The sequence below is a fragment of the Alteromonas mediterranea DE genome, assembly GCF_000020585.3.
GTDB classification, from domain to species: Bacteria; Pseudomonadota; Gammaproteobacteria; order Enterobacterales; family Alteromonadaceae; genus Alteromonas; species Alteromonas mediterranea.
This window is the reverse complement of sequence record NC_011138.3, coordinates 1,472,741-1,496,591: the sequence shown is the minus strand read 5'-3', so window position 1 is coordinate 1,496,591 and position 23,851 is coordinate 1,472,741. Positions and strand designations below refer to the sequence as shown.

The 23,851-nt window shown below is 45.0% G+C and carries 17 protein-coding genes and 1 pseudogene; 12 read left to right on the top strand and 6 right to left on the bottom strand.

Annotated elements, in window-relative coordinates; translation table 11 throughout:
* Positions 1–83: 83 nt before the first annotated feature.
* Complete coding sequence (locus MADE_RS06780) at positions 84–572, bottom strand: hypothetical protein (RefSeq protein ID WP_023559606.1); 489 nt, start codon at positions 570–572, stop codon at positions 84–86.
* Positions 573–906: 334 nt separating this feature from the next.
* On the opposite strand from MADE_RS06780, the gene asnS reads away from it, so the two are divergent.
* Positions 907–2,304 carry an asparagine--tRNA ligase gene (gene asnS, locus MADE_RS06775; RefSeq protein ID WP_020745650.1) on the top strand — a complete coding sequence of 466 codons (1,398 nt, stop codon included), beginning with the start codon at positions 907–909 and terminating at the stop codon, positions 2,302–2,304.
* Between the two features lie 129 nt (positions 2,305–2,433).
* Positions 2,434–2,805, top strand: a complete 372-nt coding sequence (locus MADE_RS06770) for a Rossmann-fold NAD(P)-binding domain-containing protein (RefSeq protein ID WP_023559605.1) — start codon at positions 2,434–2,436, stop codon at positions 2,803–2,805.
* A gap of 50 nt (positions 2,806–2,855) precedes the next feature.
* Here the strand turns inward: MADE_RS06770 and MADE_RS06765 are convergent, their stop codons facing one another.
* On the bottom strand, positions 2,856–3,755 hold the full coding sequence (locus MADE_RS06765; RefSeq protein WP_232363106.1) for a hypothetical protein: 900 nt from the start codon (positions 3,753–3,755) through the stop codon (positions 2,856–2,858).
* A gap of 298 nt (positions 3,756–4,053) precedes the next feature.
* Between MADE_RS06765 and MADE_RS06760 the strand changes: the two genes are divergently transcribed.
* The 7 genes from MADE_RS06760 to MADE_RS06730 all read left to right on the top strand — a co-directional run bounded on the left by MADE_RS06760 (position 4,054) and on the right by MADE_RS06730 (position 13,796).
* The gene (locus MADE_RS06760; protein WP_015066727.1) at positions 4,054–5,196 is read left to right on the top strand and encodes a paraquat-inducible protein A; all 1,143 of its coding nucleotides are present in this window, start codon (positions 4,054–4,056) and stop codon (positions 5,194–5,196) included.
* Complete coding sequence (gene pqiB, locus MADE_RS06755) at positions 5,193–6,845, top strand: intermembrane transport protein PqiB (RefSeq protein ID WP_023559603.1); 1,653 nt, start codon at positions 5,193–5,195, stop codon at positions 6,843–6,845. Before MADE_RS06760 ends, pqiB begins: the two co-directional genes overlap by 4 nt.
* A gap of 176 nt (positions 6,846–7,021) precedes the next feature.
* The gene (locus tag MADE_RS06750) at positions 7,022–7,633 is read left to right on the top strand and encodes a PqiC family protein (protein ID WP_023559602.1); all 612 of its coding nucleotides are present in this window, start codon (positions 7,022–7,024) and stop codon (positions 7,631–7,633) included.
* A gap of 2 nt (positions 7,634–7,635) precedes the next feature.
* Positions 7,636–8,736, top strand: coding sequence for a sensor domain-containing diguanylate cyclase (locus MADE_RS06745; protein ID WP_023559601.1), 1,101 nt, complete (start codon positions 7,636–7,638; stop codon positions 8,734–8,736).
* Positions 8,737–8,889: 153 nt separating this feature from the next.
* Entirely contained in the window at positions 8,890–10,038 is a 1,149-nt protein-coding gene (locus tag MADE_RS06740) for an efflux RND transporter periplasmic adaptor subunit (RefSeq protein ID WP_023559600.1), read from the top strand.
* 9 nt (positions 10,039–10,047) lie between these two features.
* Positions 10,048–13,218 (top strand): efflux RND transporter permease subunit, encoded by a 3,171-nt coding sequence (locus MADE_RS06735; protein WP_020743203.1) that lies wholly within the window; start codon positions 10,048–10,050, stop codon positions 13,216–13,218.
* Between the two features lie 89 nt (positions 13,219–13,307).
* Positions 13,308–13,796, top strand: coding sequence for a GNAT family N-acetyltransferase (locus MADE_RS06730; protein ID WP_020743202.1), 489 nt, complete (start codon positions 13,308–13,310; stop codon positions 13,794–13,796).
* Between the two features lie 203 nt (positions 13,797–13,999).
* Here the strand turns inward: MADE_RS06730 and MADE_RS06725 are convergent, their stop codons facing one another.
* The gene (locus MADE_RS06725; RefSeq protein ID WP_023559599.1) at positions 14,000–16,081 is read right to left on the bottom strand and encodes a TonB-dependent receptor; all 2,082 of its coding nucleotides are present in this window, start codon (positions 16,079–16,081) and stop codon (positions 14,000–14,002) included.
* A 522-nt stretch (positions 16,082–16,603) separates the two neighbouring features.
* Positions 16,604–17,218 (bottom strand): TetR/AcrR family transcriptional regulator, encoded by a 615-nt coding sequence (locus MADE_RS06720; RefSeq protein ID WP_023559598.1) that lies wholly within the window; start codon positions 17,216–17,218, stop codon positions 16,604–16,606.
* A 138-nt stretch (positions 17,219–17,356) separates the two neighbouring features.
* On the opposite strand from MADE_RS06720, the gene MADE_RS06715 reads away from it, so the two are divergent.
* Both MADE_RS06715 and MADE_RS06710 read left to right on the top strand, forming a co-directional pair.
* Entirely contained in the window at positions 17,357–18,496 is a 1,140-nt protein-coding gene (locus tag MADE_RS06715) for an efflux RND transporter periplasmic adaptor subunit (protein WP_023559597.1), read from the top strand.
* A 3-nt stretch (positions 18,497–18,499) separates the two neighbouring features.
* Positions 18,500–21,541 carry an efflux RND transporter permease subunit gene (locus MADE_RS06710; protein WP_023559596.1) on the top strand — a complete coding sequence of 1,014 codons (3,042 nt, stop codon included), beginning with the start codon at positions 18,500–18,502 and terminating at the stop codon, positions 21,539–21,541.
* 103 nt (positions 21,542–21,644) lie between these two features.
* Here the strand turns inward: MADE_RS06710 and MADE_RS06705 are convergent, their stop codons facing one another.
* Both MADE_RS06705 and MADE_RS06700 read right to left on the bottom strand, forming a co-directional pair.
* Positions 21,645–22,064 carry a CBS domain-containing protein gene (locus MADE_RS06705; RefSeq protein WP_015066716.1) on the bottom strand — a complete coding sequence of 140 codons (420 nt, stop codon included), beginning with the start codon at positions 22,062–22,064 and terminating at the stop codon, positions 21,645–21,647.
* A 130-nt stretch (positions 22,065–22,194) separates the two neighbouring features.
* Positions 22,195–22,692, bottom strand: a complete 498-nt coding sequence (locus tag MADE_RS06700) for a M48 metallopeptidase family protein (protein ID WP_023559595.1) — start codon at positions 22,690–22,692, stop codon at positions 22,195–22,197.
* A 143-nt stretch (positions 22,693–22,835) separates the two neighbouring features.
* Here MADE_RS06700 and MADE_RS06695 point away from each other — a divergent pair.
* A pseudogene (locus MADE_RS06695) lies at positions 22,836–23,749 on the top strand (LysR family transcriptional regulator).
* Positions 23,750–23,851: the final 102 nt, after the last annotated feature.

The window sequence follows — 23,851 nt, the reverse complement described above, 5'->3', positions numbered from 1 at the left end:
AGAAATGCCTGTCGAGGCTTGCCTTACCCGCCAAGCCTCGATTATCAAACTCACACACCACGCATGCTTTACACAGTTTGAAGCTATAGCCCTAATGTTGTGGCCAAAGTAATTAAACTTATCGCGGCAATGGCAAACAAGATAATGAGATTAGCGCCAAAGCTATCAGTGCGTCGGCGGTTTCTTCTTGCGCGCATGACAATACTGATTAAGCTAACTATTAAGCATACCTGCAACATAATGGTCATGGCCGACAAATGGCTTTGAGACCAAGATGCATCCCCCTCAATTCCCCAGTACTGCTGAACGCCACTAATAAAGTCTGGCCTCGCGTAATGAAACAGTATTAGCACCACAACCATGCCAACCCAACCAAAGATATTAAGGCCCAGCATGACCTTGTAGAAAGGCGTTTTAGAACGCGGCGTTGAACGACGCTCTGCTAGTTGCTCGTAAGTCATAGCGCGCCTCTCGGTATTGCTACTGTCAGAGGAAGGCGAAGCGCGTTGCGCAGTGCTCTGAGTTTGCTGCTGGCTGTCCACTGACGTGCCCAAATCATTTTTATTTCCCATTTGTCACTCTGTTCTCTGGCATCCCGCATAAGGTTGGGTATACTAGCGTGCTATTGGATTGTATTTTATTGTTTATTATTACATCGCCATAGCAGGTAGCGATCGGTAAATCCTTTCATTCACATAGCTGGCGACATGTAATTCGCTTGAAGCGTTTTTTATAAACTTCAACAAGCGGCTTACCGATTGTAAATACTTATCGGCATAACAATCCAAAACATTGACCATAAAGCAAATTCAAGTGCACATTTTCAATCATAGTTTAATGCACTGTGTGGTTGAACTCGATGTTAAACGAGCGACAACATAAGATCAGTAAGACGGAGAAATTAACATGACGCATGCGCCCGTAGTTGACGTACTTAAAGGTAAGTACGCCGTAGGCGAATCGGTAACCGTAAAGGGTTGGGTAAGAACACGCCGCGACTCTAAAGCGGGGTTATCATTTATTGCACTACACGATGGTAGTTGCTTCGATCCTGTACAAGTTATTGCACTAAATTCTCTGTCAAATTATGCCGATATCCAGCGCCTTACTGCAGGTTGTTCATTATCGGTAACCGGTACAGTAAAAGAATCGCAAGGCCAAGGGCAAGCACTAGAAATTGATGCTACCGAGGTAGAAATTGTAGGTTTGGTTGAAAATCCTGATACCTACCCAATGGCGGCAAAGCGCCACAGCATAGAATATCTACGTGAATACGCACATTTGCGCCCTCGCACTAATGTTATCGGTGCGGTTACACGAGTGCGTAACTGTTTATCACAGGCCATTCACCGCTTTTTCCATGAAAAAGGCTACTACTGGATCTCTACCCCAATTTTAACGGCTAGCGATACAGAAGGCGCAGGTGAAATGTTCCGCGTATCAACACTTGATATGATGAACCTTCCGCTAGACGACAAAGGCAACGTTGATTACTCAGAAGATTTCTTCGGTAAAGAAACCTACCTAACGGTATCGGGTCAGCTTAATGTTGAAACATACTGTACGGCTATGTCTAAGGTTTATACCTTTGGGCCAACGTTTCGCGCTGAAAACTCAAATACGTCTCGCCACCTTGCAGAATTCTGGATGATCGAACCTGAAGTGGCTTTTGCTGAACTTAAAGACGTAGCGCAGCTTGCTGAAGACATGTTGAAGTATGTGTGTAAAGCGGTGCTAGAAGAGTTACCTGATGATATGGCATTCTTCGCCCAGCGCATCAAGAAAGATGCGGTTGAACGTTTAGAAAAGCTCGTTAGCTCTGACTTTGTTCGCATGGATTACACTGACGCTATTGAAATTCTTCAAAATTGCGGCAAAAAGTTCGAGTTCCCTGTTGAATGGGGTATTGATTTATCTTCTGAACATGAGCGTTACCTTGCCGAAGAGCATGTTGGCGCACCAATCATCATGCAGAACTATCCAAAAGATATTAAAGCCTTCTACATGCGCATTAACGACGACGGCAAAACCGTTGCAGCAATGGACGTGCTAGCGCCAGGTATCGGCGAAATTATCGGTGGTTCACAGCGTGAAGAACGTTTAGATGTATTCGACGCTCGTCTTGATGAAATGGGACTATCGAAAGAAGACTACGCATGGTATCGCGACCTACGCCGCTACGGCACTGTGCCTCACTCAGGTTTCGGTCTAGGTTTCGAACGTCTTGTTGCATACGTAACCGGCATGCAAAACGTACGTGACGTGATCCCATTCCCACGTACACCAGGTAACGCTAGCTTCTAAGCAGTGTTGCTGTACTAATGAAATGAAAGCTCGCTACAGTCTACTGTCGCGAGCTTTTTTATTTCTCTATCGCTTATGTGCTTTAATTCAGAAACTCATACGGTATATAACCAAAGTAAGTTAGCAAAGATGATGTTTGCATACGAGCTTCAAGACAAAGTAAAAGCACATAACAAGCAAGTAAAGGTGTTTGTGTGTTACCCCGGAGCGTCTAACACCACCCTTAAACGAGAAAGTGCTAGCTTCTTAACCCGTATATCGTGGACCTTTATGGTGAAAATTGGCTTAGCCCAGTCTGCTGAACAAGGCGCATACCCCGAAGTCATTTGTGCGACGGGAGAAAACCTTAAGCAGCTTGCCTACTATGGACCAACAGGACTGATGAACTTCGGCGGCCCAGTAGGAGAATGCAGATTAGAGGATTTCGCCGTAGACAAAAAAGTACTGACAAAGCTTTGGGCCGTGTCAGAAGAAGCAAAAGAATTTTCATGGCAGCTTTAAATACAACGGCGGCAGGCATAAAAGCGTATTGGGTGGTGCACCTTAAATTATCAATATCCATTTGGAACTACGGAAGACGTATTGCTTAAACCAAACGCAGCGGAGCGGCACGGCTCAACCGAGTAAACAAAGCCCTCATCGTTATCTGATGTTTTTTCAATTTGCAAAATTTCATAGTCATTTAACTCAATCACACGCGTCCCCGCAGGGTGCGTGCAACGTGAACGTGAGTCTGCTTCATACTCATAGATAAAGCTGGCTAACGCCTGGCGTTGTGTGGCTTTGTAGCTGATACTTTTTTGCTTTGCGTTGGTTAAAATCGTTGTTAAATCTTTTTCTAACTCAGAAACCTCTTCCGTTTCCTTATTAGGTTGTTGTGCTTCGCCTTCATTAAGGTTAACTGTTTCGGCTTCTTCTATAGTTATTAACGCGTTGGCGCTGTCACTGCTAAATTCAGAAAGTAGCCCCACCTGCCCTGCCAATACGCCAAGTTGCAGCGACACGCCCAGTGTCCATACAAAGCGCGCTACGGCGGTGGATAATACATATCGGTAGTCCTGTTGATGCCACAGCCGCTGCACGCCGAAGGGCTTTAGCAGCAATAAGAAAAACAAGTAAGCAAAAATTAACAGCATCCCGCCAACGAGCGCCATCAACGTGGTAACAAAGAACCAACTGGGCACCATGAGTATAAGCGCGAAATTGTGGCTATAGGGTAAGGCGCTTGCAGAAACACCGGTGATACTATTTACTAAGCCGCTAGCAGAGGCAAGCGCAAAGTTCGCGATAATTGCATAGATGAACAAGATCACCGCTTTACCGGGTAAACTGTTCCATAGCGTCATAAACTTTGGCCAGACTTCGCTGATAATGCCTGCAAGGGCAAAACCAAACATAATCGCTTCAAACAGGCTACTTTCGATAGTCAAAAATAGTTGTAACACAAGCATGCTGGTTGCCAAAAAATAGCAACGCTGGGCGAACGTGATGCTCAGCCAAAAGCGCAAAAAACCAATACGTCTTTTCTGAAGTAAGCGCCTTGCGGGTTTCTTTATCTTTTCATACACACTGCGAATCTCGTTAGTTACTTGCATCATTTCATCGTCAATAATTATTGTTATATTTCTAAATACGACTGGCTTTACTTCCCGACGTGCTCGCAATGCGCTATTCTGTTGATTCTAAAAAATCAACAGGTTATATCTATTGGCTGCTTTTTAGCAAACTAAAAGTAGCGCGCAAAACCTTATGGCTGAATCTAATACGTTATCTATAGTTTGTGAGCAATGCCATACCAAGGTGAACATACCTGCCCTAGCGCACAGGCAACGGGCTGTTTGCCCTGTATGTAACCATACGCTCATATCTCACCGCGACGGCGCCAGTGAAAAGCTATTGGCATTGTCATTCAGCGCATTAATTTTTTTACTTCTTTCACTGCCTTTTAATTTCCTTACCTTTAAAGCAAGTGGGCAAAAACATAGTATCGACTTACCTACTGGCATCACAGTACTGATTGAACACGACTACCTATCGCTTGCGATAATAACTAGCCTAGCTACGCTTTTATTGCCCGGCATGGTATTGGCTGGTTTAGTGCTTTTATGTTTAGCTCAATTGCAAGGACGCCGGCCTTTTTACCTTCCTAGATTGTTTACACTGGTAAAAGCGCTTCTACCATGGAGCATGGCCGAAATCTTTCTGGTAGGCACATTAGTTAGTCTCATCAAAATCACAGAGTTAGCCGATGTTTCTATTGGTCTGTCTTTTTATGCCTTTATTGGCTTTTCTGCATTCACCGCTTTGTGTATATCCCAATTTGACCCCACGCGCTATGCAATGTGGTTAAGCCAAGGTGCGCCACCACAACCTAAACCCTTAAGCGAAGTACAGGCAAAAGTGAGCATACAGCGTACGTGGGCACTGCTTATCACGGCCTGTATCTTATATATCCCTGCTAACCTACTTCCCATAATGTATACTGAATTTTTTGGTCGAGAAACACCGAATACGATTATCGGTGGTGTTATCTCGCTGTGGGAGTCCGGCTCATACCCAGTGGCAATTATTATTCTCGTGGCTAGTGTTATTGTACCGGTGGCAAAAATCATAATTCTCGCTTGGCTTAACTTTTCTGTTCAAAGAGAAAAAACCACATCCAAGCAATTGCGTATACGTTACTACCGAATTACAGAGGCAATTGGGCGCTGGTCAATGATTGACGTTTTCGTCGTTGCCGTGCTTGTTTCACTAATTCAGATGGGTAACACCATGTCTATTTATCCAGGCCAAGCGGCACTTGCCTTTTGTGCCGTTGTATTTGTAACAATGATAGCCGCGATGACATTTGATTCGAGGCTAATTTGGCAGCAGTGGAAGCAATTACCATGACCGCAAATGACCCCAATGTAAACGAAGCGAAGGTCAAACCAACTTCATCTATTTCCCGCATATGGATTACCCCCATCCTTGTTATCGTAATTGGTGGTTGGATGGTGTATTACCAGTGGAAAAATCAAGGCCCCCTTATCACCATTGAACTTCACTCCGCTGCGGGCATAGAAATCAATAAAACGCCGATAAAAGTGCGAGACTTGGATGTGGGGCAAGTTAAAAAAATTACCCTTAAGCCTGATTTAGACGGAGTACTTGTTACCGCCAGAATTGATGCCAGCGCAGCCCATTTGCTTAACGAAAATGCGAAATTTTGGGTCGTCGCTCCGCGAATTAGCTTCTCGGAAGTCTCAGGGCTCAATACGCTGTTATCGGGTAGCTATATTGCGATGTCAGCGAACGATAAGGGAAAGGAGCAACTGCACTTTACCGCCCTTGAGCGCCCGCCTGTAACACCGCCTGGGACACCCGGTCTACACGTTATGCTAAAAAGTGACGACGAGTTTGCCTATAAACCCGGCGACCCCATTATTTATAAAGGCTTTAAGGTAGGCGAATTTGAAGACGCGACCTTCAACATTGAAGAGCGCGTGGTGTATTACGACGCATTTATTGAAGCCCCTTATCACAAGCTCATTACTAACACGACGCGCTTTTGGGATGTCAGTGGCGTCAAACTGCTGCTTGAGTCTAACGGTGTCAGTGTTGAAACAGGCAGCTTAGAAACCTTATTAGCCAATGGCATTACCTTTGGCATTCCCGAAGGCGTTCCGAAAGGCGAGCAAGTGCTCGATAATGCGTTTTTTACTATTTATGGCGACAGCACTTCCGCGTCTGACGCACGATATAAGGTGGCGGCGGAATACTTGCTGCTAATTGACGAAAGTGTTCGCGGCCTTACGGTTGGCGCGCCTGTAGAGTATAGAGGAATTGAAATTGGTAATGTAACGGCAATTAATTCCTTTCCCGCCGTTGAAGGAAATATTCTTGAGCGCGACTACCCTATTCCAGTCCATATTAACATCTACCCGGGTAAAGCGCGACAACCGGATACGGATGAAGGGCTAAGCGCAATAAAACAAACCATAAGAAACTGGCTTCACCGAGATCTTAGGGCCTCGTTACGCATGGGTAATATTCTAACTGGTGGTTTGTATGTTGATTTACAACACGTACCCGACGCCGACGGCAGTGGCAAAATTGAAGTCATTAATGGTTATGAAGTTATTCCAACCGTAAGTAATGAGTTTACCCAGCTAACGCAAAAAGCCGACGCCATTCTAGATAAAATAAACCAGCTACCACTTAAAGAAATGGTAGAGAACGTGCAACTAGCCGTTGATGACATGCGCCTTGCGGCTGAATCGGTAGAAACGGCAAGTGACGATTTTGACGTGCTGATTGGTGACATTGACGCTAAAGCATTAAATAGCAACCTTAATCAGGTATTGGTAAGCCTTGATGGTTTACTCAAAAATTACAGCGAAGGTGGCTTTAATCAGTCAGAAATAAAAGAGACCGTAGATGCACTGCAAGAAACCATGCGCAACATGCAGCCGTTACTCTTGAAATTAAATCAGTCGCCTAATAGTTTAATTTTTTCACAGGGCAGCGAGTCAGAAATTCAACCCAAAGCTAAGAATTAAACGCCAGGTACTGCCCGCCAACCTAAATATTACTTGTTTAGGTTGGCGTGAATAATGAATAGCTTTTTTCTACTAATTGAGTATATACGCTATATTTTAGTTTTGAGAAAATCCCACCACGCTGCGAAGTATTATTATTGGAACATCCACGAACAGGGATGAAAGGATCGAATGTTATGATGATGCAGTTTAAGGCTACTTCTTCTTTTACAAAACGTAAAACCATCTACATCAGCACCTTAGCTTTCTTATTTTGTTTTTTATCCGCGTGTAGCAGCGCACCAACGGGGTTAACGTACTACCTTCTTCACGCAACTGGTGATGTGTCGTATATACAGGGGGATGCTAAACAGACTATCGTTTTAGACAAGATAACCCTCCCCGAATATTTGAAGCACAGAGGGTTGGTATACCAAACTAGTGACACTAACCTCCACATATCTACCAGCCACTTATGGGCGGAGCCTGTCGACGAAGGCTTGACCAAGTCGCTAACAGGTGCACTGGCAGTAAAACGTGTTTCGCTTGTTCGCCCCGATCATTACGCCAGCGAAGAGTCTGTTCATATGACGCTGCACATAGACGACTTTGTTAGCACCTATGAAGGTGAAGTTGTATTTTCGGGGCAGTTTGTCATAACGAGCGCATCAGGTGAAAATGCGCCACATTCGTTCGTGTTTACCTCCCCTTTAGCTAACGACGGCTTTTCTTCAAGCGTTAAAGCAATGCGAGATGCTATTGAAAAGCTCGCTGTTGATATATCAAAAGCATCTGTCTCCGCCGGTTAATTATGCTTGGGCCAATAAAGCAATACGTATTAAGTGGTGTAAACCGCCGCTACAAAGATGAAACCAACCGCCGCATTATGGTTGTTAACCTGTTTGCAGCGGTGGGGATGTCTATTACGTTTTTGCTTGGCTCTCGTGCTTTTATTGATGGCGAGTACTTCTTATCGACTATTCTTTTTAGTGCCAGTGTAATATTTGCTCTCTCGCAGCGTTTACAGGTGCGCGTTGCTACTGCAAAGGCGCGCACCTGGTCTATTACGCTATTAATTTTTTGCCTGATGGCTCTCACGCTTCTACTAGTGATAACTGGGGGCAAAGATAATACGGGCCCGCTTTGGATATACCTTGTCCCCCCTGTCACTATGTTTTTTGCCGGTTTTATTCGAGGGTTGCTCGCGCTTGTCGCCTATACTATCGCGTGCACAATCGTGCTATTTGGGTTCAACGAGGCCGATTTTGTGGCCAACTATAGCTATGCGTTTAAAACGCGCCTACTCTATTCATTTGCTACAGTTACGTTCCTGTCAGCGTTTTACGAATACAGCAGACAAAAAAGTTACGACACCGCGCTTTACTTAAGTGAGCAGTTTGAACGCCAAGCCAAACACGACCACCTTACTCAACTTTTAAATCGCCGTGGAGCACAGCAGTGTCTTGAACGCGAATATGCCAGAATGCAACGTAATAAGCGTCATTTTTCTATAGCCATTGCTGATATAGACAGATTTAAGAGTATTAATGACTCCCTCGGACACGAGCAAGGTGATGAGGTATTAAGGCAAATATCTAACATTTTCAAAACCCGCTCGCGGGGTCAAGACGTCTTGGCCCGCTGGGGCGGTGAAGAGTTTATGTTCATCTTTAACGATACGGATGAAGCTGGCGCGGTAAAAGCATTAGAACAAATAAGAGCGACCTTAAATAACGCCCCTCTCAATATCAATGGCAATGAAATCTATATTACAAGCAGCTTTGGTGTATGCGAAGTAACGCCGGACATTGATACATCAAGCGCTATCCGCCTCGCCGACAAAGCGTTATATCACGCGAAAGAGCACGGCCGAAACCTTGTTTGCGCCGCCTCTACACTTCCTTGTCGCTAAATCTTTATTAGTTATCAACACGATTAATTTTAACTCTACAAGAAAATGTAATTTACACAAAATTGACTCACGTTTGGTTACATTTGCGCTGTATTACTGAAACACTTTAGCGCTACACTATAAGCAGTTTTTGATATTAAAGTAGATTTGGCTATGAAATGGATGAAGTTTGCACTACCTATTGGTGTTTTAATAGTAGGCTACGTTGGGATGAAAGGAATCGAAGCCTCAGCCTCTGACTCAGTAATAACCGAAGAAGTTGACACGCGCCCCACAGTAACTATTGAGGCGTTAGCCCCTGAAGATGTTCGGGTGCAGTTAACCTCTTACGGTGAAATCACGCCTTTAGAAACCACTAACCTCGCGGCGCAGGTATCAGGAGAAGTTCAACAGTGGAACCCCAAATTTGTCAGCGGTGGTTTAGTGAGAAGGGGGGAAACACTTTTTGAAATAGAAGCCGATGCTTATGAAGCCGCGCTATTAATGGCCGAGGCAAACCTTGCCAGCGCTGAAGCGCAGCTTATTCAAGAGCAAGCACAGGCCGACGTTGCGGCGCGAGAAGCGAAAACCATGCCCAATGCTCGCGTCACTGACCTATACCTTCGTAAACCTCAAGTAATGAGTGCGAAAGCAGCGCTAAAGTCGGCACAAGCCCAGCTTAAAATAGCGAAACGGGATTTTGAAAACTGCAAAGTTAAAGCCCCTTATGACGCGTTAGTTGTTTCAAGGGGGATTAGTACCGGTGACTATGTTACTCAAGGTACGCCCGTTGCCGTAATTAATAACATTGAGTACGCAGAAGTAACCTTCCCCGTGGCTGGCTTTGACCGCGTCTTTCTTGCTGACAACACCATTGGCAGTGAAATCGCTATTGAAGTTGATGACATTCAAGGTGCTACGGTTAAAGGCACTATTCACAGAGATACAGGGGTTATAGACAACAATACGCGTATGAGCTATTTCGTCGCGCGAATTGAAGACCCTTATGCCATCAACTCATCTAAGCCAATTATAAAGTTTGGTTCTTACAGCACCATTGCGTTTGAAGGTAAAACGTTAAGTGACGTGTACCGCGTACCTCAAGAGCTAATTACCAATCGTCTTTTATGGACACTGGATGACGAAGATAGGTTAACGTCACAAAAAGTTACCGTGGTTCGTGAAGAAAATGGCGACTTTTTAATTCAGGGAGACTTTAACGCGAATAAGGTTGTGATGAGCCTTCCAGAGTACCCGCAAAACGGGATGCCCGTGAAGGTAATTGAGACCACTACCGACCTTGTGACAGCAAGCGCTAACTAAGGAGCTGTCATGAATAACCAAAACAACACGCAAAGCGGCATCATTGCTTGGTTTGCTCGAAATTCTGTAGCGGCGAACCTTCTCATGTTCTTTATCATTATCATGGGTATAGCGAGCTACTTCACTATTCAGCGCCAGATGTTCCCCAACATCGAAATAAACTATATCACTATAGAAGCAACGTACCCGGGCGCCTCGCCACAAGAAATTGAAGAAAGTATTTTCATTAAAGTAGAGGAAGCGGTTAAAGATATTACTGAAATAAAGCGCACAGTCTCTCGTGCATTTAGAGGTGGCGGCGCTGTAACGTTAGAAATCGACACCAAAGCCGAGCTTACTGACGTGCTAGATAAGGTAAAGCTTCGCGTAGACAGCATTGCCACTTTCCCCGCTGGCATGGAGCCAGTAAACGTATCGCAAGTTGAATTTCAACAGCAAGTTATTGAAATGCCCCTAGTGGGCGACTTACCGCTTTCCGAGTTAAAAGTTCTCGCAAAAGAAGTTGAAGATGAACTTTTACAGTTAGGCTCTATTTCCCTTGTTGAGGCTAATACGCCAGATGATGAGATTGCTGTTGAAGTTAAACCCGATACGCTTAGAAAGTACGGGCTAACGATTGGTGATATTACCCAAGCCATTAACAGCTACTCGGCGAATATCTCGGCGGGTCAATTAAGAACAAACTCGGGCATCGTCTCTGTTCGTGTAGAAAACCAATACTACAGCGGTGATGAGTTTAAGCAAATTCCAATTAAAATTGGTGCTGGCGGTGCAAAGGTAACGTTAGGCGATGTAGCCTACATCAATGATGGTTTTGAAGAGGGTGAGCGCTACTTCAAATACAATGGCATGAACGCTATTTACATCGCAGTGAAAGCCACAAAAACGCAAAATACCATTCCCGTAGCAGAGACGGTAAAAGCCTATATTGATCAGAAAAACGAAACCTTGCCTCAGGGTATAAGTTTACAGGTACTGGTCGATATGACCTACTACCTAAATGCGCGCCTAGACATGATGCTGTCAAACCTCATTCAGGGGTCAATTTTGGTGGCACTTATGCTAACTCTGTTTTTGCGATTCAGATTGGCAGTATGGGTAATGGTCGGCCTCCCAGTCTGCTTCCTAGGTGCAATGATGCTAATGCCCGTCTTCGGCGTCAGCATTAACATTCTATCGCTCTTTGCGTTCATTATGGTGCTGGGTATTGTAGTAGACGACGCTATCGTGATTGGCGAAAGTGCTTATACTGAAATTGAAAGCAAAGGCGGTGGTGTGGATAACGTTGTTCGCGGTGCTAAGCGCGTAGCGACTCCTGCTACATTTGGGGTATTAACCACCATTGCTGTATTCGCCCCATTTACGTTAAGCAGCGGGCCAGAAGGTGCTTTTTTCTATAACATCGCAGTGGTAGTTATCTTGTGCTTGGTATTTAGTTTAATTGAGTCGAAGCTTATTCTGCCCGCTCACCTCGCTCACACTAAATTTTCTCCGGTAAAGCAAGACAGCTGGCGTGCTCGCTTTAATAAACGCTTCTTTGCATTTGTAAACGGCCCTTATAAACGCACCGTGACCAAAGCCATTGAGTGGCGCTGGGCAGTGCTGATGATGTTTGTAGCAATGTTTATGCTAAGCCTCGGGCTTATAGGCGCAAACTATGTACGTATGGTGCCAAATCCCAAAGTGCCTCACGACTTCCCCAGCGTAAAAATAGAGATGAATGAAAACGTTTCAGACATGACTACCATCAACGCGCTTAAAATAGTTGAGCAGACCATTTTAGACGTAGAAGAACAAATTATTGATGAGTTTGGCCAAGGTATGATTCGAGACCGCCTTGCGTTTAATGAAGACAGAACCGAAGGGCGTATATTAACGCCGCTAGTTAATGAAGAAGACCGCCCTATTGACACCTTCGAACTAGCGCGTCGCTGGCGCGAAGCCATTCCTGAAATCACCGGCATGAAGTCTTTTACCGTGATTGACGATGTGAACGGCGATGGTGATGATGGTGAGTTTGGCTATCTACTTTTCGGCCCTGATATCGACACCCTTAACGCCGCAGGTCTTAAGTTTATTGAAATGCTTCAGCAGCAAGAAGGCCTGTTCGATGTAAGCTCTACTATCGACCCGCCAAGCAAAGAAGTGCAGATGACATTACTTCCGGTGGCTTACGACTTAGGCCTCACGCTTTCGAATATCGCATCTCAAGTGGGTGCAGGCTTCTACGGTGGCGAAGCACAGCGCGTCATCCGTAATGGCGAAGAAGTGAAAGTAATGGTGCGCTACCCTGAACTTACTCGTGAGCGTTTTGCAGACTTAAAATACTCACTTATCACTACGCCAAGCGGACAAGAAGTTATGCTAGGTGACGTGGTAGCCCTAGAAGAAAAACCCGGCATTAGCTACATTCGCCGCGAAGGTGGCTACCGCAGCGTATACATTTGGGGCAACATTGATGAGGAAAAAGTTGAGCCGAATGAAGTGGTGACTGAAATTCAGGATAAACTTCTGCCTCAGCTTAAAGAGTTATTCCCATCGGTAATGACCGAGTTAGGTGGGGATATTGAAGAGCAGCAAGCCCAGCAAAACGAGCAAATTCTGTTTTTCTTAGCCGCGATGATCATGGTGTATATCCTACTCGCCGTGCCGCTCAAAAGTTATGGGCAGCCGTTAATTATTATGTCGGTGATCCCATTTAGCTTTACGGGAGCAGTGTTTGGCCACTTTGTACTAGGGCTAGACTTATCTATGATGTCGAACTTTGGCCTTATTGCTGCTGCGGGTGTTGTGATAAACGACTCGCTGGTAATGACTGATTTTGTAAATCAGCGCCGCGCTCAAGGGTACAGCATTAAAGAAGCGGTTACCGAAGCAGGTACTGCCCGCTTTAGAGCAATCACTCTCACCTCTATCACTACGTTTGTAGGCGTATTGCCAATAATGTTCGAAACCAGCTTACAGGCAGCATTCGTTGTACCCATGGCCGCGGCATTGGGTTTTGCCGTTCTGTATGCCACGTTGGTTACGCTAATTTTGGTGCCTTGCTTATACCTGATTCTGCTAGATTTACATGTTCCATATACGTTTATTAAAAGCAAAATTGTGCGCAAGAGGAAGTCTGATGGCAGCGACAATACTGTCTCCCCCCCTCCTCAGCCAAGTAGTTTAATTGACTAGCCTTTTTGGCTGATGATATAAACGAGTACTGTTACGTAAAAATGAGCCTTTGAAGGCTCATTTTTTTCATGTATTGAAAGGAAAATACAATGAGCAATTCCATTTCTATAAGACCTGCATCGCCCAACGACATATCGCAAATTCGCCAGTTTATTCTAGAACTCGCTATTTATGAAAAAGCCGAACACGAAGTAGAAGCCTCGGAAGAAGCGCTGCTAAAGACATTATTCGGTGAAGGTGCCACCGCTCACTGCGTTATTTGTGAAAACAATGATGCCCCTATTGGCTTCGCCGTTTATTTCTTTAACTACTCTACATGGCAAGGGCGAAACGGGCTTTATCTTGAAGACTTGTACGTATCGCCTACCTCTCGAGGCCTCGGCGCGGGAAAATTACTGCTTCAGCATTTGGCTAAAATAGCAGTGGAAAACGACTGCGGTCGATTTGAGTGGAGCGTTTTAGATTGGAACAAGCCTGCCATTGATTTCTATGAGTCGCTTGGCGCGAAACCCAAAAGTGAGTGGCTAGGCTATCGCATGGATGGACAGACACTTATTGACTTTGCCAAACAAGGTTAACATTGCCAATACAATAATTAACTTACTGACTTGCTGACTTGCTGACTTGCTGACTTGCTGACTTGCATAGCGTGAAGGACAATCAACAATTGCTGCACGTTTTTTAAGCTCGTTATCGATACTTATTACAATACCCTAAAATGAGAAAGCCATTCGCACACAGGAATGGCTTTCTATAAATATATCAATTGTTGGTGCTTTATTTAGAAAGAACCAATCAACGACAAGCGAGCATTAATTGGCGCACCAACCGTTGCCTGGTGCGTAGATTGCGCATTAGGGAAGTAGAGCGTATCGGTTAAGTTTTCCACGTTTAACTGAAGACGCGTCTTGTCGCTAAGCGTGTAATATGCTGATGCATCAACGCGAGTATAGCTAGGTAGTACAGGTGAGTCTTCGCCTGTTACAACAAAACTTTCGTCTTGATATGTTGCACCAATACCAAAGCCAAATACGTCATTGACTTCATAAGTTGTCCATACCGACATCGTATTTTCAGGAAGCTCTCGAAGCGCAACACCACTGGCATTTTCGCCATCAAGGTTGCTGTAGTTCGCAGTAATATGCCACTTGTCAGTGATATATCCCTGTAGTTGGATTTCAAAACCTGAAATATCTGAATCCACTTCTATAAAGCGTTCGACGTCGTTCGGGTCGTTGTCGAGTGACGTCTGTTCGTTTTCAAAGATAGCCGCGGTAAAGCTCATGCTGTCATTGAAGTCCCACTTGATACCAATTTCTTGGTTAGTGAACGTGTCTGGGTCAAGCGCATCTGCATCGCCATTAATATTTGCATACTGTTCGCCACTGCGCGGCAGGAATGACTCACTGTAGCTCGCATAAATTGAGATATTTTCTTGAGGCTTGTACACAATACCTGCACGTGGAGACACCTGTTCGTCTTTTCTACTCCGCGTCTCAAGTACGTCAGGGTCCGCGTTAAAGACCTCAATATCAAAACTGTCGAAACGCGCACCTACCACAAGATCAAGGTTCTTTGATAACGCAATTTCGTCTTGTACGTAGAATGAGTAAACATCTAGATCTACGCGCGTATCATCGTTTAAATCAGAAAAGTCTGCAGTTACTGTCACGCCATCAACATTTGTACCAGTTAATCCACGGAAACTTAACGGGCGTGAAATGTTAAATGTTTCTCTATCACCGCCAGTAGAGTCAAATACAGTGTTAAAGCGGTCTTGATTCGATTTAGTATTAATCACCTCACCGCCAAAAATAACCGTGTGCTCAATACTACCCGTTGTAAACTCACCGACTAAGTTCGAAGATAAAATTAGGTTCTCGCGTTGGGTATTATCTATGTAGCCATCCAACGTTACTTGGTTAGCATCAGCATTGTAGCCTGCTGCATAAAAGTTTGAGTAAACTTTGTCGTAGTCACCGTAAAACGCGTTAAAGTTACCTTTTAGGTTGTCAGAGAACGTATGTTCAACGTTAGCACGGAACACGTCTGCACCTAAGGTTTGATAATTGTTTTCAGGGTCACCAAATACAATGTCTTCAAACGCTTCAACTGGCTCTCCGTTGGCAGTCGGGACACCCCGGTCAATAAAACGCTCGTGATCGATGTATTCATAAGACAGGTCTACGATGGTGTCGTCGCTCACTTCAAAGCGTGCCGTTGGGTTGAAACCGTAGCGATCGCCATAGAAAAAGTCGCGATGGTTATCTAGACTCTCGTACATGGCGTTAATGCGAAGCGCTGACTTGTCGCCTGTATCAACGTTGGTATCTAACTGAAGATTATACGCACCAAACGTGTTTGCAGATACATTGTAGTTAACGAATTGCTCACCGGTTTTAGCCTTTTTAGATACGCGGTTTAAAATACCACCTGTACCGCCACGCCCGAATAATAGCGCATTTGGCCCGCGAAGAATTTCAACTTGTTCTATGTTGTAGAGCGCACGGTAATACTGCACATCGTCGCGGTTACCGTCTAAGTAGAAGTCGGCCGTTGAACGCACACCACGAAATACCACAGAATCGCGGTGACCTTCACCTTGAGAGGTATTAACACCTGGCGTGTAATCGATAATTTGACCAACGCTGGTAATACCACGAGCTGTAATTTCTTCAGCCGTCATTATCGACAAGCTTTGCGGCACATCTATGATTGGCGTTGGGCTTTTAATTGAATTTGACTGATTTACTGAAAGGTATTTACCTTCAACCGTTAGTCTTTCAATATCTTCCATATCAGCAGCGAACGCAGCAGGGCTTAAAATTATCGCAGTAGCAATACTCGTAAGTCTAAATTTCACAATTGCTCTCCAAGTGTTCTTCAAAGTGTTGTGTGTTTCTTAATAACCGTTAAACCTATTATTTTGACAACGCTTTTAGCAGCGCTTTGCAATTGCAAATAATAATAGTTGTTATTTGTGGTCTGGATAATATAGAAAAATTTCTGTTATGACGAGCCCTTAACAAGCAAAATTTTAAAACTCTTTATAAATTTTCTTAATATTGTGGAAAAGTATTGACACGACATGTCAAAAAAACGCGCAAAGAACACGCTAGTAAAAGCTTTTTGGCGATAAAACGCGCACTGATATTTTTTTAACGGAAGAAGGCTAACTTAGGAAAATGCGGGTTCGGAATAAATAAGCGGCAGCGAACGGTTTAAAATAAACAATAGGTGGGTGTATAAAATGTAGTAGCTTGGTCGCGTCTGCCGCCGCAGGTACTGGCTGGGCACGCACACGTACAGGATATTTAAGACATATGCTTTAAACCTGAAATCGCAAGATTTCACCCTAAGGGGCTAGTTGTTCGCAGAAAAGATCTTAGGTTACCGCGTAACGCCCTAATATTAGGGCAACGGTATTTTTAGCTACGTTGTGCTTATCTTGATTGCTAAGTACATCTCCTATTTTGAAAAGCTGGGGCCAAAAGCACTGGCCCTTCACTAGGCTGTCAATTTCATCAACAACACGGCTTAAGTCATCGAAATCAATCTTATTATCTGCTTTTGCTGCTTTTAACCAGCGATGCAATGCTGTCTCTTGCGCTTTTAATTGCGCCACTTCATCTTTAAGTTTTTCAGGTTCGTAGAAGAAATGCCCAATGGCAACCCGTGCAATATCAAGGTGCTCTTCGGTAACAGTAAACTCAATATCTTGAAAAATTAGCTCACACAGCTGTTCGGATAAATCACGGGCTGGGTCGTACACTACCGTTACGCTTAGCTTGGCGTCCTCAAATTGCTTAGTCACCAAATGCATTACCAAGTCTTCTTTCGTAGCAAAATGGTTGTATACCGTGCGCTTAGATACGTTAGCCAATTCAGCTAGCTTATCCATACTGGTGCCGTTAACCCCGTATTCCTGAAACGCCTGAGTTGCAGCTTGGATAATAGCTTCGCGCTTTGCATCACTTCGCGTACGTGTGTTGCCCGTCATAACATTGTTCTCATATTAATATGCTTCCATTCTACACCGTACAGTTTACTTTTCAATGTAACCGCACTAAAATGCACTCACCAGTTTACTTTAAGTTAAATTCGTCCATTTCTGCCTTTGTGAAGTAACGAAGACTTAATGTACACACGTCTATACATTATTTACCCTGACATTGGATTACACGCACTTATGCCTATAATGCGATTTACTCACCTATTATTTTTAAGCATATTGTCGGTTTCTGCCCTTACGGCTTGTTCTTCTGAAGAGCCAGTAAAGGAGCAATCACAGGCCTCTCCTCGCTATGTTAAGTTAGCCACGGTCAGTAATATTCCTGACTACGATGAATTTACCTTTCCCGCTGTGGTATCGGCGGTAAAAACCGTCGATCTGAGTTTTGAAGTATCAGGTAGGCTTATACAAACCGACCTTGTAACAGGCAGTGATATCAGTAAAGGAAAGCTGCTGGCGACAATCGACCGAAAGCCTTTTGAACGCCGTGTAGATGAGTCAAAGACGCGACTGGAACAAGCCAAACGTGAGCTCGACCGAATTGAAAAAATGTTCGCGCAAAAATTGGTGGCACAAAGTTCGTTAGACTCGGCAAAGACGTCCTATGAGCTTGCCGTTATCGACTTAAAAAATGCTGAGCAAGATTTAAGCTACACGCAACTTTACGCGCCTTTCGATGCAAAAGTATCGCAGCGTCTTGTTGAAAACAACAGCTTTGTCGCTGCGGGCACTCCTATTGCTCGCCTTCAAGATGTGTCAAAGATTTACTTCAATATCAATGTGCCTGAGCGCTTACTTACTGCAAATATTGGTCGTGGTATCAAGCAAGCCAGCGCAACGTTAGCCACTAACCGCAGTCAGTGGTATCCAGTGAATTACGTAGAGCACTCCACGCAACCCGACCCCGTTTCGCAAACCTATGAAGTGGTATTTGCTATGGAGCCTCGTGAAGAACTGCCGCTTACACCCGGCGCCCGTGCTGTGGTTAAAGTAAGCTTACAAGGTAGCTTATACCCTGAAGGCTTAGTTGTTCCGGTAAGGTCACTTGTGGGCAATGCCGATGCGGGTTTCTCAGTTTGGGTATACAACGAAGCGTCTAACTCGGTAACCAAACAAACGGTCGAAGTTAAGCACATTGAAGACGAACTAGCGATCATAGAAAGCAATGGCCAAAGCAACCTGACTCTAGGACAAAAAGTAGTCGCCGCCGGTGCCACACAAATGCGTGCAAATATGAAAGTGCTTCCTTATCAAGGAGAGAAGTAGTTTATGGATATCGCACGCTATTCAATAGACAAACCGGTTAACGTTTGGTTAATGGTCGTCATACTTTTATTAGGCGGCGTATTAGCCATGAGCAAGATTGGCCGCTTAGAAGACCCTGCCTTTACTATTAAACAAGTAAAGGTATATACCAATTACCCAGGGGCAAGTGCAGAAAAAGTAGAGCGTGAAGTGACTGAGCGCTTAGAGATTGCTATTCAACAAATGCCGCAGCTAAAGGAGGTGACTTCTGTCTCTTCTCCGGGATTGTCTGAAATTACGGTTGAAGTGAAAAGCACGTACGATAGTAACCTGCTGCCACAAATTTGGGATGAATTACGAAAGCGTCTTCGAGACACCGCCAGCTCACTGCCCGCCAGTGCACAAGACCCCATAGTGTTCGACGATTTTGGCGATGTATACGGCCTTTATTACGCGCTAAGTGCGCCGGATTTTGACACACGAGAACTTCGCGAGTTTGCCCGCATTATACGCCGTGACCTGCTTACTACAGAGGGCGTAGCTAAGGTTAATGTGACAGGCGTTCAAAAAGAGCAAATTGTGGCGTACATCAACCCCTACCAACTCGCTGGTTTAGGCATTTCTTTTCCTGATCTTGCCGTGCTTTTCGAGGATAACTTGCGCCCCTTTAACGGCGGTCGTATTAAGGTAGACGAGAAAAACGTGCGGCTAATTGTAGAGCGCGCCCCTGACAGACTTGAGGAAATATCGAATTTATCTGTGGTTGTTCCGGGCACAAACCGTTCGCTGCGCGTTGCAGACATTGCGACACTAAAACTTGAGCCCGCCGACATTCAACCGGTTCACGTGCGCTATAACGGTGAAGAGGCACTGACTTTATCCGTGTCCGCACTTACCGATGTAAACATTGTTGATGTAGGCGAGCGCGTAAACACAAAAGTAGAAAAGCTGCTGCAAGAGTTACCTGTCGGTATTACGCTTACCCCTATCTACGACCAAGCGTCTGTTGTTGACGAGTCGGTTACAGGTTTTATTAATAACCTGGTTATGTCTGTGGCGGTTGTTACCCTTACCTTGTGTTTATTTATGGGCTGGCGCTCTGGCGTTGTAGTGGGTGCCGTGCTGCTGGTTACCGTACTTGGCACTATTCTCATCATGTGGCTAATGAATATTCAGCTACAACGCATATCCCTTGGCGCTATGGTTATTGCTATGGGGATGTTAGTAGACAACGCTATTGTAGTAGCCGAAGGCATGATGCTTCGCATGGCCACAGGCTCTACAGCTAAAGAGTCTGCTAGCTTTATTGTCAAGCGAACCCAATGGCCGCTTTTAGGCGCTACGGTAATTGGTATTGCCGCGTTTTCGGGCATTGGTCTCTCTAACGATGCTACCGGTGAATTTCTGTATTCCTTGTTCGCCGTGGTACTGGTATCCCTAATGATTAGTTGGGTACTTGCGGTGACGTTAGTGCCTGTACTTGGTTCATACTTCTACCGTAAAGGCATCAATCAGACAAACAACAATGAGCCCTCGGCCATGCAAAAATGGTTCAAAGGTACGTTGTTAAGTGCGCTGCGGCTACGCTGGATAACCATTGGTGCGTTGTTTGTCATTACTATTGTGGCCTACGGCAGCTTTGGCATGGTTAAGCAAGGGTTCTTCCCGCCGTCTAATGCGCCACTCTTCTTTGTCCATTACTGGGGCCCTCAAGACCGTGATATTCGCGCCACTGAAGAGGTTGCTAAGGAAGCAGAGAAACGCATATTGGAAATGGAAAACGTAACGGCGGTGACCACCTTCATTGGGCAAGGTGCCGATCGTTTTACTCTAACGTATGCGCCTAAAAGTGCTAATGAAAACTACGCATTTTTCATGGTACGGGCTAATGAACTTGAAAATATTCCGGCTATTCAATCGGCGCTTGCAGACAAACTTACCCACCTAGATTTCGATGCAAGCTTTTACATGGAACGCATGCAGTTTGGCCCGGGTTCCGGCGCTAAATTAGAAGCCCGTTTTTCTGGCCCGGATGCCGACGTTCTGCGACAGCTTGCAGAAGAAACAAAAGCCCGGCTTTTTGAAGATGGACAGGTTAAAGATATACGCCATAACTGGCGCGAAAAAGGCTTTGCCATTAATACGCAATACGACAACTACAATGCAGGAATTGCTGGGGTTTCCCATAGCGACTTCAGCCAAACCATTCAGTACGCAAGTAGCGGCGTTCAGCTAGGTACGGTGCAAGACGGCGACTATGCCTATAGCATTGTTGCGAAAATGGGTAAGGCCGAAGACACCGAATTGCAGTCTATCCGCGAATCGCAAGTGTGGAGCACCCAACAGCGCCAGTACGTGCCTTTTACACAGGTTTCGCAAGGTTTAGAGCTGATGACGGAAGAAATGCGCATTCACCGCCGCGACCGCGTTCGCACTATCACTGTTGAGGCAGAGCCTGGCGATGATGAAACTGCAGCCAAAGCGCTGGCTCGCATTCGTCCAGTAATTGAAGACATCGACCTTCCGCAGGGCTATTCACTTGAATGGGGCGGCGAATTTGAAAGCTCAAGCGATGCGCAAAAGGCCCTCGGTGCTGGCCTACCTGCAGGGTTCTTAGTCATGTTTATTATTTCCGTGCTCTTATTCGGACACGCCCGTCAGCCGCTTATTATTTGGCTTGTGGTGCCTATGGCGATAGTGGGTGTGGTTACCGGTTTGCTAGCCACCGATATGCCGTTTGGCTTTATGTCGCTGTTAGGCTTCTTAAGTTTATTTGGTATGTTGATCAAAAACGCCATAGTACTAATTGAAGAAATTGACCTTCAAATAGAAGAAGGCTTAGCGATACGACAAGCCATTGTTGAAGCGACGATAAGCCGTGTACGCCCGGTTTCACTAGCGGCGGTGACGACTATTTTAGGAATGGCGCCGCTACTCTTCGACGCCTTCTTTGCTGATATGGCGGTGACGATCATGGGCGGCTTAGCGTTTGCTACTGTGCTTACCCTTATCGCGGTCCCCGTGCTTTACAGCTTGCTGTTTAAAGTAAGTTATCGCAAAAGCTAGCGTTTGCACAGAACGGGCCTCTCTGCTGGAATTTCCATAAACTCCGGCAGGGAGGCTGCTACCGTTATAGGGCGTTCCCTATATTTGATTGGCGTGTACTTACCTAGCGCTTAGCCTCTACCCTACTTTGCATAAACTTCATCACATCGCGCCACGACACCATGCCTACCGGGTGACTATCTCCATCGATGATGGGAATACAGGAAATTTTATGATTGTTAAAAAGCGTAATGGCCGCAAACACGGAATCACTTGGGTTAAGCGTTATCACCTCCCGCGTCATTATTTGATGTGCCCGTTTATCTAATGTTGCTCGGTCAAGTAAGCGCTCGCTAAGCGTATCGACAAAAGGGCTAATCGACTTCATCAGGTCTCTATCAGAGATAATACCCTGTAGTTTATTGTCGTGAACTACCACAAGGTGATGAAAACCTGTCGCAGCAAATAGCTCCCTTAGCGACTGTAAACTATCATCCATGTGAACACTGACAACCCGTGTAGACATGATATTCGCTATGCCCATCGATACTCCTTGTTTAGTTGAAACCAATAATATGGTGCGACTTCCACAATGACTACAGGTAGCTCATTCGTGAGCGCTATCTTATTTTTAACCCACGTACAAGTATAACCGCTTTACTTATCTTAAGCCATTATGTATACGGGTTTTCGCCCAATGAAACAGCGACGCAAAATAACCTTAAATCCAATTCTAGCTGATGGTAATAGGGTTCCATGTAACAGCAGAGTTTATAGAATGCTTTGTTGTGGTCCTTTTCTTTAAAGTGCGCTAATTCATGCACTACCAGCGCTTTCAGCAAAGGCTCCGGCGCATAGAGTAAATCGTTATTAATGGCTAAATCGTGCTTGCGCGTTTTACCCTGCATACGGTAGGTATGCGTACCTAAAGCGTTAGTTATCATATCCCCTTGCTTTTTAAACGCGGCGCGCCCAAATGGCGGAGCATTTTTTAAAAACTGCTTCTTTAATTCAGTCGCATACTGATACAGCAACTTGTCTGTGGTTACGTCATGGGCTTCTGGGTACTTTTTTAATAGGTAATGTTTAAGCTGACTGTTCTCAATAAGCTTAAGCGCTTGTTCAACAATATTTGAAGGGTAGCCATTAAAATACCGCGCATATTCGTTCACATTTGTTTCTCCTTTGCACAGAGAATTATAAAGCATTTAGTCGTTATGGGTAGGGCTCGCTGTTTTAACTGGCACTTTTCAACTGGCGCTTTTCAAATGGGGTTATAAAAGCAAACAGTTTTTAGATTTTATTGATAATTGCGATGAATATAGAACATCTTAAGCTTTTCGTGCGTATTGCTAGCACTGCGAATATCAGCCTCGCAGGGCGAGAGCTCAACATATCTCCTGCCGTGGCAAGTGCCCACATTGGCAAACTTGAAGACACCTTGGGTGTTCGGCTTATTCATCGTACGACACGAAAAGTATCGCTTACCGACGAAGGCAAACAATTTTTGCCCCACGCACAAGAAGTGCTAGATAGTATTGAAACGGCCCAAGCGGCGGTTGGTAGCGGAGCGCAAACCTTGCAAGGTACGTTGCGGGTAACCGCGCCAGCGTCGTTTGGTCGTATGCATTTAGTGCCTGCCATCAACGAATTTTTGGAACAATACCCAAAACTGAACATCGACTTCCGATTTAGCGATAGCATTTTAGATGTGGTAGAAGGCGGGTTTGATGTGACGATTCGCGATGCAGAGCTAAAAGACTCGAATTTACATGCAAAGAAACTCGCCGATGACAAGCGTATTATCGTTGCTTCTAAAAGCTATATAGAAAAAAACGGCGCGCCACAAACGCCGGCCGATCTTAAAAATCATAAAATCGTAAATCTTACCGGCTTAGAAGTGTGGGACTTTAAAGGAAGCCACGGCACTATCTCAATTAAAACACCTAATCACCTGCGAATGGACAATGGAGAAGCCGTACGCGACGCTGTATTCAAGGCTGCGGTTTAACACTAACCGCCACTTGGTGCAGCTACCCGTATCTAGAAAATGGCGAGCTTGTACAAGTATTACATGACTACCCGCTTGCCACCGACTGTGCCCTGTGGGCTGTTTACCCCACTAACCGTTTGCTTGCTCCAAAGGTACGCGCATTTATTGATTATCTGGCCGAACGCTTTAGTGGCACACCATACTGGGATGAAAAACTCAGTGGAATTGTAGCGTAGAACACGCCACCATTTTAATTGCGTTATTTCATGTATCTCGTCGGTTTTTAAAACAAAAATAGGAAATTTTTAATGTGTTCTTGCGTTTCTTTACTATGCTTG